Annotated in this window: 10 protein-coding genes; 6 read left to right on the top strand and 4 right to left on the bottom strand. The window is 69.2% G+C overall.

Annotated features, from left to right (window positions below):
- Positions 1-16: 16 nt before the first annotated feature.
- Positions 17-1,576 carry a GMC family oxidoreductase N-terminal domain-containing protein gene (locus G9Q41_RS19865; protein WP_165633776.1) on the bottom strand — a complete coding sequence of 520 codons (1,560 nt, stop codon included), beginning with the start codon at positions 1,574-1,576 and terminating at the stop codon, positions 17-19.
- A gap of 124 nt (positions 1,577-1,700) precedes the next feature.
- Here G9Q41_RS19865 and G9Q41_RS19860 point away from each other — a divergent pair, with 124 nt between their 5' ends.
- A complete protein-coding gene (locus tag G9Q41_RS19860) occupies positions 1,701-2,210 on the top strand; it encodes a hypothetical protein (protein ID WP_165633775.1) in 510 nt (169 codons plus the stop codon).
- A 25-nt stretch (positions 2,211-2,235) separates the two neighbouring features.
- Here the strand turns inward: G9Q41_RS19860 and G9Q41_RS19855 are convergent, their stop codons facing one another.
- Entirely contained in the window at positions 2,236-3,051 is an 816-nt protein-coding gene (locus tag G9Q41_RS19855; protein ID WP_165633774.1) for an alpha/beta hydrolase, read from the bottom strand.
- An 81-nt stretch (positions 3,052-3,132) separates the two neighbouring features.
- Between G9Q41_RS19855 and G9Q41_RS19850 the strand changes: the two genes are divergently transcribed.
- Together G9Q41_RS19850 and G9Q41_RS19845 are read left to right on the top strand one after the other, a co-directional pair.
- Entirely contained in the window at positions 3,133-3,741 is a 609-nt protein-coding gene (locus tag G9Q41_RS19850) for a TetR/AcrR family transcriptional regulator (protein ID WP_165633773.1), read from the top strand.
- 456 nt (positions 3,742-4,197) lie between these two features.
- The gene (locus G9Q41_RS19845; RefSeq protein WP_092522571.1) at positions 4,198-5,352 is read left to right on the top strand and encodes a glycerol dehydrogenase; all 1,155 of its coding nucleotides are present in this window, start codon (positions 4,198-4,200) and stop codon (positions 5,350-5,352) included.
- A 245-nt stretch (positions 5,353-5,597) separates the two neighbouring features.
- Here the strand turns inward: G9Q41_RS19845 and G9Q41_RS19840 are convergent, their stop codons facing one another.
- On the bottom strand, positions 5,598-7,007 hold the full coding sequence (locus G9Q41_RS19840) for a citrate:proton symporter (protein WP_165633772.1): 1,410 nt from the start codon (positions 7,005-7,007) through the stop codon (positions 5,598-5,600).
- A 218-nt stretch (positions 7,008-7,225) separates the two neighbouring features.
- Between G9Q41_RS19840 and G9Q41_RS19835 the strand changes: the two genes are divergently transcribed.
- The 3 genes from G9Q41_RS19835 to G9Q41_RS19825 all read left to right on the top strand — a co-directional run bounded on the left by G9Q41_RS19835 (position 7,226) and on the right by G9Q41_RS19825 (position 10,400).
- Positions 7,226-8,149 (top strand): LysR family transcriptional regulator, encoded by a 924-nt coding sequence (locus G9Q41_RS19835; protein WP_165633771.1) that lies wholly within the window; start codon positions 7,226-7,228, stop codon positions 8,147-8,149.
- Positions 8,150-8,275: 126 nt separating this feature from the next.
- On the top strand, positions 8,276-9,493 hold the full coding sequence (locus G9Q41_RS19830; RefSeq protein WP_165633770.1) for a CoA transferase: 1,218 nt from the start codon (positions 8,276-8,278) through the stop codon (positions 9,491-9,493).
- The gene (locus tag G9Q41_RS19825; protein WP_165633769.1) at positions 9,483-10,400 is read left to right on the top strand and encodes a CoA ester lyase; all 918 of its coding nucleotides are present in this window, start codon (positions 9,483-9,485) and stop codon (positions 10,398-10,400) included. Before G9Q41_RS19830 ends, G9Q41_RS19825 begins: the two co-directional genes overlap by 11 nt.
- 117 nt (positions 10,401-10,517) lie before the next feature.
- Here the strand turns inward: G9Q41_RS19825 and G9Q41_RS19820 are convergent, their stop codons facing one another.
- Positions 10,518-11,528: a 1-aminocyclopropane-1-carboxylate deaminase gene (locus G9Q41_RS19820; protein ID WP_165633768.1), complete on the bottom strand. Its 1,011-nt coding sequence runs from the start codon at positions 11,526-11,528 to the stop codon at positions 10,518-10,520.
- Positions 11,529-11,787 lie beyond the last annotated feature (259 nt).

The following is an 11,787-nucleotide window of genomic DNA, read 5'->3' as shown; positions in this document are numbered from 1 at the left end:
CGACAGGACGACGCCTTCAGTCGATCCGGTCGGCCATGAGCTCGCCGAGCATGATGGTGGCCAGGTTCGTGTTGGCCCGCGGCACGGACGGGAAAATCGACGCGTCGACCACGCGCAGGTTGTCCACACCGAGCACGCGGCAGGAGGGGTCGACGACCACGTCGGCCTCCGCGGCCGATCCCATCCGGCAGGTGCTGGTGCCGTGCTGGGCATCGGCCACCGTCGAGAGCAGGTGCTCGTCGAGCTCGCCGTCCCTGTCGAGCACACCGAACAGCGCCGCGTTCTCCTGCTCGAGCGACCCCGCCAGGATCGCGGTCACCTCGGGCCGTTCGGCCAGCCCGACCAGAGCCCGCAGCCCCGCGCGCAGCCGCGACCGGTCCCGCTCGTCGGAGAGCATCCGCTGCCGCACCCGCGGCTGCTCCCCCGGATCCGCCGAGACCAGCCGCACCGCACCGCGGGAGTGGGCCCGGTTGAGCCAGACGCCGAAACCGCCCCGGGCGGCGCTGCCATCGGCCTCGCTCATGGCCAGCACGTTCTGGTTGAGCGCGACGTACATCAGATCGTTCGCGAACGGGCCACCGCTGCTCCAGCGCACGCAGACGTTGGTGTGGCGATCGTGCGGCGTGCTGATGCCCGCCTCCACCGTCAGAGGCAGCGAGACCAGCGCCATCGGGTGATCCTGCAGACCGTTCCCGACCGGGAGGTCCTGCCGGACCTCGATCCCCAGCTCGCTCAAGTGCCGAGCAGGGCCCAGCCCGGACCGCAGCAGGATCGCCGGGGAGTGGATCGCGCCCGCGCTGAGCACCACGGTCTCGGCGTACTCGGCCACCTCCGCTCCGCCGACGACGGCGCTGACACCGACCGCGCGAGTGCCCTCGAACAGCACCCGGTCCACGAGCGCGTCACCGCGAACGGTGAGGGTCTCCAACTCGCGCGCCGCCTCGAGGTAGGCGTCGTTGACCGAGACCCGGCGGCCGTGGCGGGAGTTGATCGGGTACGGCGAGACCCCCGTCGCCCGCGGCGCGTTCACGTCTGCGGCCCACTCGTGCCCCGCGGCCAGCGCGGACCGGGCGAGTGCCCCGTCGACCCCGCCCCAGTGCTCCGCGGGCGTGCGATGGATCGGGGTCGGCCCACCTCGCCCGTGGTACGGCTCGTCGCCGAACTCCTCGTCGTCCTCGAGACGAGCGAAGTAGGGCAGCACCTCCTCCGGTGACCAGCCCGCGCACCCGTGCCCGGACCAGTCCTCGAAGTCCTCCAGCGGAGGGCGGATGGCGATCTGCCCGTTGATCGACGAACTGCCACCGGCGCCCCGGCCGCGCCAGTACGGGGCGGCGGACTGCTTCTCGGTGCGCGCGGCGTCCAGACCCGCCCAGACCATGCCTGCGGCGGCCGTGGGATGCAGCAGCGCCACGGCCGGGTTCGGCGAGCGCCACTCCTCGGGCATCTCGGCCGAGCGGTAATCGGAACCGGCCTCGAGCAGCAGGACCCGCTTGCCCCTCCGCGCGGAACGAGCAGCGAGCGCAGCCCCCGCGGAACCCGCCCCCACCACGATGACGTCCCAACCAGCCCTCGCCATGCCTGCTCCCGGAAATAGGCTTGAGTAACGGTGTCCCGCAGGATCGTTCACCTAGACTGTTCCCCACCCCTGTGTTCAGTCAAGAGTGAATATTCATTTTTTTGTGACCACGACGGAGGTGTCGATGTCCCTGCCAACCGAGGGCGGGTCCGATGAGCACGACGACGAGCGCTCCCTCGTCGAGGACTTCGGCGTGCACATCGGCCGCACGATGGGATGGCCGCCGATGGCGGGCCGGGCCGCCGGAGTGCTCATGCTCAGCGAAACCCCCCTCACACTGACCCAGCTCCAGCAAGCCCTGAACGCCAGCAAGGGCTCGGTCTCGGAGACCACGCGAACGCTCATCACCAGCGGCACCGTCGAACGGTTCAAGGAAGCCGGCAGCCGCCAGTTCGTCTACCGCTGGCGCGACGACGCCTGGATCGGCTGCCTGCAGCACCAGCTCGACCAGACCACCCGGCTGTTGGCGATGGCCGAGAACAACTACGACCGCGGCGAGACCTTCTCCCCCACGCAGCAGGAGCGGCTGAAGCAGATGCGCGACTACTACCGGTTCATCGTGCGCAGGCTCGACGACCTGCTGACCGAATACACCGCCCAATGGCAGCAGGACCGCACCGAAGCCCGTGGCTGAGGAAGTCTCCCGCCGAACGAGCGCGCTACGCGAACGGTGAGGTGAGCTGGGCCAACAGCTGCGCCGGCGCGTCTTCCTGCAGCACGTGACCCGCCCCTGCGATCCAGTGCAGCTCGGCGTGCGGGATCCGCTCGTGCAGCCACCGCGCGTAGGGGGGAGGCAGGATGCGGTCCTCGGTGCCCCAGATCAGGCGCGTCGGGACGTCGATCTCGCCGAGCAGGTGCTCGTAGTCCGCCGTGTGCTCCTGCTTGATCTGGCTGTACTGGCGGTAGAAGGCGGCTTGGCCTGCTTCGCCGCGCCAGGGAGCCAGGAACGCGTCGAGAACCGCCGGTCGGTGGCCGAGGCTCGTGGCATGGCGCAGGTGACCGGCGACCATTTCCTCATGGGCGTAGTCCGGAAGCTGGTGGAACACCTCGGCGTGCTCCAGAATGAGCCGGAAGAGGCCGCGTTCCCACTCACCGCCGCTCACGGCGTCGAACAGCGTGAGATCGCGGAAGCGCGCCCCCTCCAGCAGCATGCTGCGCAGCGTGACCGCGCCGCCGATGTCGTGGGCCACGACGCTGGGGGCCGACAGCTCCCAGTGCTCGAGCAGCCGGGCGAGGTTCCGGGCGTGCGCGGCCAGGGTGAGGTCCTGGCCCTCGCGTTGCTCGGACTGGCCGAAGCCGAGCAGGTCGAACACGTAGACCCGCCGCGTCCGGGCGAGCGCAGGCGCGAGGTCGCGCCAGAGCAGGGACGAGTACGGCGTGCCGTGCACGAGCACGAGCGGTTCCCCGCTTCCCAGCGCCGTCCACCGGATCATCCCGCCCGGTGTTGCGAACTCGTCGTCCAGGGACCAGGTCATCGCGATCCTCTCCTATACTGACCTGTGAAGTTACTCATCCGAGAGTAGGTACACAGGCCTGTGAAGTCAATTGGAGTGACGATGAGCACCGACACCACCCCGGAGCAACCGCTGACACCAGGTGCCCGGCGAATCCTCGACGTCGCCTCGGAACTCTTCTACCGGCACGGCATCCACGCCATCGGCGTCGACACCATCGCCGCCGAGTCCGGCGTGACCAAGCGAACCCTCTACGACCGGTTCGGCTCGAAGGACAACCTCGTCGCCGCCTACCTGAACGCCCGGGCCCGGCGCTGGCGCGAGACGGTCACCACCCGCCTCCACGACGCACCCCCGGACCCCGTGGCCCGCGCACTGGTGCCGTTCGACGTGCTCCCCGACTGGCTCACGCCCAGCACCCGAGGCTGCGGCTTCATCAACGCCTTCGCCGAGCTGCCCGAGCCCGACCACCCCGGCCAGCGAATCGTCGTCGCCGAGAAGCAGTGGCTGCGCACCCTGTTCCACGACCTGCTCACCGAAGCGGGAGCAAGCCACGACGACGTCGACCCCCTCACCACCCAGCTGCTGAGCCTGCACGAAGGCGCCATCATCAGCTACGCCATCGCGAACGACACGTCAGCCGCGGTCGCCACTCGCGCGGTCGCCAAGACCCTCATCACCGGCGCACTGCCGGAACCTGCGGCCGAGTAAGTCCTCGCCCCATCAGCCCCCACCGGGGACGCTAGCCTGAGCAGCGCCGGATCCACCGGACCAAACTCACCGCCGCGGCCGTCACCTCCGACTACGTCATCGGATCAGTTTCCGCCGAGAACTCCCGGCAACACGTCGCCCTCCACCCCACCCGATCCCCGTTGACACCGCGTGGAGATGCCCAGCTCGCCCGAAGAACGGGCAAGCGTTACTCTCTCGATCACGTCCGGAACGGTGGTTGGCTGCCTCCGTAGCTCCACCGAGGGGGCACAACCACACCATCCAACGTGAACACTCGGTCGAACTCGGCGTGGACACTGACCAGTTCCACCTCGACCACGGGTACACCGACACCCAACGATTCACATCGAGACGCGGAACCTCGGCGTGCTCGGCGGCGACCGCTCGGACTCGCCCCCGAACACGGCGAAGTACACCGAATTGGAGGGAGAAACGATGACGCAGCACTCGACCGGCCTCCGGTCGTTGATGTCGCCCGGCCGGTACGTGCAGGGACGTGGCGCCCTGACCGAGCTCGGCACGCACGTGGCCCGGCACGGCGAGCGGCCCCTGCTGGTCGCCGACAACCAAGTGCGGGAGTTGACCGAGGAACCGATCCGCACCTCGTTCGAAGCGGCGGGGCTGCCAGTGCTGTTCGAGACCTTCGGCGGTGTGCCCAGCCGCGTCGAGAGCGAACGGATCGCGGCGCGGTTGCGCGACCACGGCGCCGACGTGGTCGTCGGTGTCGGTGGCGGTGCGCCCATCGACACGGCCAAGGCAGCAGGCGACGACCTCGGCGTCCCGCGGATCAGCGTGCCCACGGTGGCCTCCACCGACGCGCCCACCTCGGCGCTGTCGGTGGTCTACACCGAGGCGGGTGCGTTCGAGTCCTACCGGTTCTACGACCGCAACCCGGACGTGGTCGTCCTCGACACCGAGCTGGTCGCCAAGGCCCCCACCCACTTCCTGATCGCCGGCGTCGGTGACGCGCTGGCCACGTGGATCGAGGCCCGCGCCGTCTCCCGCGGTGACGGCACGACGATGATCGGCGATCGCGCCACCCGCGCCGGCACGGCCCTGGCCAAGCTGTCCTGGGACATCCTGTGGGAATCGGCGTTGCCTGCGGTGCGGGCGGTCGAGCACAATCTGGTCACGCCGGCGGTGGAAGCGGTGGCCGAGGCCAACACGTTGCTGTCCGGCCTCGGTTTCGAGTCCGGCGGGTTGGCCGCCGCGCACGCGATCCACGACGGACTCACCGCCGTGCCGCACACCCACGCCCTGGCACACGGGCAGAAGGTCAACATCGGGTCCATCGCCCAGCTGGTCCTCGAAGGAGCACCGAGTTCCGAGATCGAGGAATTCATCCGATTCACCGCACGGGTAGGGTTGCCGACGACGTTGACCGAGGCAGGCCTGGGAGACGCGACCGAGGATGTGCTGCGCACCGTCGCGGAGGCGGCCACGGCCCCGAGCGAAACGATCCACAACCTGCCGTTCGCCGTGACGGTCACCGACGTGGTGGACGCGCTCGGAGCCGTGGAGGTCCTGGGGCAACAGGCGCGGGACGAAGCGGGACTGCCACGGGCGCAGGCGCCCATCAGTCACGGGTAAGCGGCGCGGGCTCGCTCGGTCCCAGCCACCCGATACCGGTGTCGAGGCGGGGACAGGATCGCGGGGAACTGAGTCGCCGTTCGATCCAGTGCTGTTATCCGTCGGACCCCGTCTCGACTCAGCTACCTCGCGACGCTAGTTGTTCTGCGTCTGGAGATCGATGATGCGGGGCGGTTGCGGCGAATGGCTGGTTCCCGGGGCGCGGTAAGCACCCGGTGGAACAGGGCATGATCGCTTCCCGCGCATCAGCCGGCCCACACCGGGACGACTCCGGTGGCAACGGCAACGACCAGTGTGAGCAGGCTGATTCCCCACGCCCACGGCGCCATGTGCCGGATGTGACGGCCGATATCGACCCGAGCGAGACCGACGAGCAGGAAGAAGGACCCGGTCATCGGGGTGAGCGGGAACCCGAGGGTCTCCTCGCCGAGGATCGACGCCTGGGCGAGGTCCTGCGGAGCGACACCGAACTGCTCCCCCACTCCGATGAGCACGGGCAACACGCCGAAGTAATACGGATCGGGTCCGAACAGGAACGACATCGGAACCGCGAACACCCCCACGAGCAGCGGCAGCAACGGCCCCAGTTGAGGCGGAACACCTTCGGCCAGTGCCGTGGCCATCGCCCGGATCATGCCGGTCTCCTCCATGATCCCGAGGAACGCTCCGGCCGCCAGCAGTGTTGTGGCCATGAGAACGGCCGACTGGGCGTGGGCATCGATGCGCGCGTTCTGGCGGCGCATACCGGGGTAGTTGACCACCAGGGCCAGCACGAGCGCCACCATGAACACCGCTGCCGGTTGCGCGATGCCCGAGATCAGCGTCCCGACGGTCACCGCGGCCAGCACCAGGTTCACCCAGAACAGCCGCGGTCGGATCAACCGCACGTCACTGGAGACCGTCATCGCCGCCGATTCGTCCCGGGCCGGGCCCGCCCCGTCGTCGGCACCGATCACCGCGGGGTCTGCCGCGGTGTCGCTGGCGGTGGCGGCACGCAGACGGTCACCACGGGTGAGCCGCGGCGGTGATTCCGCACTCGCGGCCAGGCGACACCTTTCCCGACGCCCCAGCCAGGCGGCCACCCCCAGCACCGCTGCGACCCCGGTGAGCTGCGCGGGCAACAACGGGGTCCACAACGCGTTGGCCTCCACGTTGACCACGCTGGAGGCACGAGCCGTGGGGCCGGACCACGGAACCATGTTCACCGCCCCGGCTGCCAGACCGGTGACGGTGGCCAGCACCAAGCGGCTCATGCCCATCGCGTCGTAGAGCGGCAGCAACGCCGAAAGAGTGATGACGAACGTGGTGGCACCGGCGCCGTCGAGATGGCACACCAGCGCCAGCAGAGCAGTGCCCACCGCGATCGTGACGGGATTGCTGCCGGCGTACTGCAGGACGCGCCGCACGATCGGATCGAACATCCCCGCGTCACGCAGCACTCCGAAGAAGAGGATCGCGAACACGAACATGGCGACCACGCCGACGATGTCGTCGATGCCGGCGCTGATCATCTCCCCGATCTCGGTCGGGCTGCTGCCCGCGAGCAGCGCGGCCACCACCGGCACGCCGATCAACGCGGCGACGGCAGCGACACGACTGGTGATCAGCAACAGGAGGATCGCGATGATGGCGGCGAAACCGAGCGCGGTGAGCATGCGGCCTCATTCGATCGAGAGCGGACACCCCTCCTGGCGTGGTATGCACCACATCCGGAGTGAATGTCGGTCATTTTTGAGCGCACGCATTTTGCTTGTCCAGCATCGCTGAGACATATGTCCATGCGATCGACGCATCAAAACGGCACGAAGCCCCGGGAAGGGGAACTGCCGCACATCCGTTCGCAGCAGCGACCACGCGGCCTATGCTCCGGAGCATGGATGCCACGGTGCGCCAACTCGCCGCGTACGCCGCCGTCGCCCGAGCGGAGAGCTTCACCGCAGCGGCAGCGCAGCTGCACGTGTCGCAGTCAACGTTGAGCCGCACGGTCGCAGAGCTGGAACGATCGCTCGGTGCGCAGCTGCTGGAACGCGACACGCGCAACATCGCGCTGACTCCGACCGGCGCGGAAACGCTGCGCGTCGCCGACGACGTGCTCAACGCCCACCGAGCGGGAATGCAGGAGCTGGAGCGGTTCGTGCTCGGGGAATCGGGCACGGTGGCGGTGTCCACCCTGCCGTCGATCGCAGCCGTGCTGCTGCCGGAGGTCATCACGCGCTTCCGCAGCGAGCACCCGCAGGTGGCAGTGCGGATCATGGACGGGCTGGAGCGCGCGGTGCTGCAGCGAGTCAGCTCGGGTGATGCGGATTTCGCGATCACCACGATCAACGAGTCCACGAGCCGTCTGGAGCACGAACCGTGGGTGCGGGACCGCTTCGTCGCCGTGCTGCCGCAGGAACATCCGCTCGCCGCGCAAGAGGAGGTGACCTGGCGGGAACTGGCCGCAGAGCCGCTGCTCGCCGTGGGACGCGATTCGAGCGTGCGCCGACTCGCCGACGCCGCCTTCGCCCAGGTCGATGCGCACACGCCCCCGGCCGCCGAAGCGGGCAGCATCGCCACTGTGGGAGGGCTGGTCTCCGCTGGTTTGGGGGTCGCGGCGATGCCCGCGCTCGTGCTGCCGCTGATGGCCACCGAGTCAGTCGTGCATCGCCCGCTGGTCGAACCTGTCGTCGACCGGCGACTGGACTTCGTGCAGCGGGCGCACCGACCGCTGACCGCAGCGGGACAGCACTTCCGGGACGTGCTCGAGCGATGCCGGTGCAGCGACCTCACCCTGCCCGCGGGGGTGTTCTGGGCCTGACCAACGAACCGATGCACCATCCGCATGAAATAATCCACTGATCTTGCTGGACGTGCATACGCGCCGCTCGCCACACTGCACTCCCGACCTCGACCGACCGAGCACGCACCGAGGAAAAGAGCGGCAATGTCGCAACAGGACCCGAAGACCAGTGGACGGGGCCAACTGGGCGGACTGAAAGTCGTCGAGTTCGCCCACGTCGTGGCCGGACCGATGGCGGGCTCCATGCTCGCCGACCAGGGCGCGGACGTCGTGCACGTCGAGCCGCCGGGGACCGGCGACGCGGCCCGGTCGATGGGCCCGAAACGCGACGGCACCCCTCTGTGGTTCAGCGTGGCCGGACGCAACAAGCGCTCGGTGACGCTGGACCTCCACCAGGAATCCGGCCGCGACATCGCCCACCAGCTCGTCGCCTGGGCCGACGTCGTCATCGTCACCGTCCGCACGGGACGCCTGCGCGAGTGGGGACTGGACTGGGAGTCCGTGCACCGGCTCAACCCGACGGCGATCCTGCTGCAAATCTCCGGGTTCGGCGCGAACACCTCGCTGGCCGACGCCCCGGGGTTCGGCAAGATGGGCGAGGCGCGCAGCGGAGTGGTCCACCTGACCGGATTCCCCGACGGGCCTCCGGTGCACACGGGGTTCTCCCACGGCGATGCGGTCACCGGCCTCATGGGCGCCTACGCCGTGATGGCCGCGCTGTACCGGCGCGAGACCGATGACGACTTCGACGGGGAATGGATCGACCTGGCCCTGTTCGAGCCCCTGTTCCGACTCGTGGAGTGGCAAGTCGTGCTGCACGACCAGCTCGGCACCACGCCCGAGCGCTCGGGCAACCAACTGTCCGTCGCCCCGGCCGCAGTGATCAACACTTACCGATCCGGCGACGACAACTGGATCACCGTCACCTCGGCCACACCGCGATCGGTGGTCAACGTGGCGAAACTGCTCGGCTTCGACGCGGCGGAGTTCGCCACCACGGACCAACAGCAGGCCCGGCGGCACGAACTCGACGACGAGCTGCGAAAGTGGGTCGCCGCACGCAGCACCGAGGACTGCCTGGAGGCGTTCGCGCGAGCCGAAGTCGTGGCTTCCCGCGTGTTCACCGCAGAAGACATCGTCACCGATCCCACCTACGCCGAACGCGGCGACATCGTCACCGTCGACGATCCCGAACTCGGCCCGGTGCGGATGCAGGCCGCACTGCCGCACTTCCGGCAGTGTCCCGGACAGGTGTGGCGCACGGGGCCGGCGCTGGGCCAGGACAACCACCTCGTCTACGCGGACTGGCTCGGCCTGGACCGGGAAGAGCTCGCGCGTCTGGAGGACAACGGTGTCGTCTGAACCCCACCGCGCGGTGCCGCGCGTGCCGCTGCGGTCCCTTCTGTTCGTCCCCGGCACGAAAACCGAGTGGCTGACCAAAGCAGCACGAGCCGGGGCCGATGCCGCGATCATCGACCTGGAAGACGCCGTGCCAGTCGCGGACAAGGTCGACGCCCGCAACAGCGCGGTGGCCGCGTTGCAGCACCACGTGGCGGACCACCACCAGTCACCGGCACTGTTCGTCCGGGTGAACGCACTGGACACCTGGGACGGCGCCGATGACGTACGTGCCGTGACGCTCCCCGGCCTCCACGGCATCGTTCTCCCGAAAGTGGACGCTCCGGAAGACGTGCGCCTGGCCGATCGGCTGCTGACGTGGTGCGAGCGCGAACAGGGCTTGCCCGCGGGATCGACAGCACTGGTTCCGCTCCTCGAAACCGCACGCAGCCTGCGCGACGCCCACGAAGTCGGAGGGGCGGCGCAACGCGTGGCCTACCTCGGCGCACTCACCGCCGACGGCGGAGATGTCGCGCGCGCTGTCGGATACCACGGGACCCCGCAGGGCACGGAGACGCTGACGCTGCGGTCCCGTGTGCTGCTCGACGCACGCGCCGCGGGCGTCGAGCATCCGGTCGCGGGGTTGTGGACGCGGCTCGACGACCCCACCGGCCTGCGCGTCTTCGCCGAGCAGAACCGGTCCCTCGGTTACGAGGGGATGATGGCCATCCATCCTTCGCACGTACCGATCATCAACGAGGTCTTCTCCCCCAGCCCCGAAGAACTCGCGCGCTGGGAACGTCTCGTGGCCACCGTGGAGCAGGCCCGGTCCCGCGGCGAAGGCGCCGTGGCGTTCGAAGGGCAGATGGTCGACGAAGCCATGGCAGCCACCGCCCGCCACCTCCTGGCCCGCCACGCCGGATCGGTTTGACACCTCGCGAGAGCGAGGTCGACAGCACGTACCGTCCTCGGCCGACGGATTCAGTCCGGTACTGACCGGACGCCCATCGAGTCGCGCCCCGCACCACCCCGGCCACGCGGGATGAGGTCACTCCCGGAACAGGGCGCTGTAGGCGTTCAGGGCGGGCTGGCCGCCGAGGTGCACGTAGAGCACGTTGCTGTCCGGCCCGATCTCCCCCGAGGTGACCAGGTCGATCAGCCCCGCCATCGATTTGCCCTCGTAGACCGGGTCGAGGATGACGCCCTCGAGCCTGCCGATCAGCCGGATCGCCTCCAGCGTCGAGTCCACGGGGATCCCGTAGCGCTGCCCGGCCCAGCCCGCGAGCACGGTGATCTCCTCATCGCGCAGCTGCCGACCCAGCTCGATCTTCTCCGCGGTCTCGTGCGCGATCTTGGTGACCTGCCCGCGGGTGCTGTCGGTCCGCGCGGAGGCGTCGATGCCCAGAACCCGGCGAGAACGGTGCTGCTCGGCGAAACCGGCGATCATGCCGGCCTGGGTGGAACCGGTGACGCTGCAGACCACCACGGTGTCGAAGAAGACGCCCAGCTGCCGCTCCTGCTCGGCGACCTCGTGGGCCCAGTTGGCGAAACCGAGCCCGCCGAGCGGGTGATCGGAGGCACCGGCCGGGATCGCGTACGGCCTGCCCCCTTCCGCGCGGATCTCCTCCAGCGCGTTCTGCCAGCTCCGCTTGACCCCGATGCCGAAGTCGGCCTCGGTGAGCTGGATCTGCGCACCCATGATGCGCGACAGCTGGATGTTGCCCACCCGGTCGTTGACCGCATCCGGCCAGTCCACCCAGCTCTCCTGCACCAGCCGCGCCCGCAAGCCGAGCTTGGCGGCCACGGCCGCGACCTGCCGGGTGTGATTGGACTGCACCCCACCGATCGAGACCAGATGGGTCGACTCGTCGGCCAGAACGTCCGGAACCAGGTACTCCAACTTGCGGGTCTTGTTCCCGCCGAAGGCCAGCCCGGAGTTGCAGTCCTCCCGCTTGGCCCACACCCGCGCCCCGCCGAGGTGCTCGGTCAACCGCTCCAGCGGATGAACCGGGCTGGGCCCGAACAGCAGCGGATACCGCGGAAAATCACTCAGGGACATGCTTCTTCCGTCCGTCCGACGACCTGCGGGGAGCTCACCCCGCCCCGGGAATCGTGCTCCACCCGTGCCGCCACGTCCAGCGACGCGATCCACCGATCGCACCCGCACGCACCGACACCGAACACGGCGCGCCTAGGTGCTGTTTAGGAATTGATCTTGGCGAGGTCGGCGAGCCAGATGTTGATGGAGGCAATGTGCACGGTGGCTTCGTAGCGGACGGCGAGTTTGTCGTAGCGGCTGGCGACGGCGCGGTGGTGTT

Origin of the sequence: Actinopolyspora sp. BKK2 (assembly GCF_011291845.1) — a bacterium.
Classification (GTDB): Bacteria; Actinomycetota; Actinomycetes; order Mycobacteriales; family Pseudonocardiaceae; genus Actinopolyspora; species Actinopolyspora saharensis.
Note: the sequence above shows the minus strand (reverse complement) of the source record. Positions and strands in the feature narration are given on the sequence as shown.

What these genes read in the sequence shown, in the direction of transcription:
- G9Q41_RS19845 (WP_092522571.1), top strand. Translation starts at nt 4,198, where the DNA reads ATGACGCAGCACTCGACCGGCCTCCGGTCGTTGATGTCGCCCGGCCGG.
- G9Q41_RS19860 (WP_165633775.1), top strand. Translation starts at nt 1,701, where the DNA reads ATGTCCCTGCCAACCGAGGGCGGGTCCGATGAGCACGACGACGAGCGC.
- G9Q41_RS19865 (WP_165633776.1), bottom strand. Translation starts at nt 1,576, where the DNA reads ATGGCGAGGGCTGGTTGGGACGTCATCGTGGTGGGGGCGGGTTCCGCG.
- G9Q41_RS19830 (WP_165633770.1), top strand. Translation starts at nt 8,276, where the DNA reads ATGTCGCAACAGGACCCGAAGACCAGTGGACGGGGCCAACTGGGCGGA.
- G9Q41_RS19835 (WP_165633771.1), top strand. Translation starts at nt 7,226, where the DNA reads ATGGATGCCACGGTGCGCCAACTCGCCGCGTACGCCGCCGTCGCCCGA.
- G9Q41_RS19820 (WP_165633768.1), bottom strand. Translation starts at nt 11,528, where the DNA reads ATGTCCCTGAGTGATTTTCCGCGGTATCCGCTGCTGTTCGGGCCCAGC.
- G9Q41_RS19840 (WP_165633772.1), bottom strand. Translation starts at nt 7,007, where the DNA reads ATGCTCACCGCGCTCGGTTTCGCCGCCATCATCGCGATCCTCCTGTTG.
- G9Q41_RS19855 (WP_165633774.1), bottom strand. Translation starts at nt 3,051, where the DNA reads ATGACCTGGTCCCTGGACGACGAGTTCGCAACACCGGGCGGGATGATC.
- G9Q41_RS19850 (WP_165633773.1), top strand. Translation starts at nt 3,133, where the DNA reads ATGAGCACCGACACCACCCCGGAGCAACCGCTGACACCAGGTGCCCGG.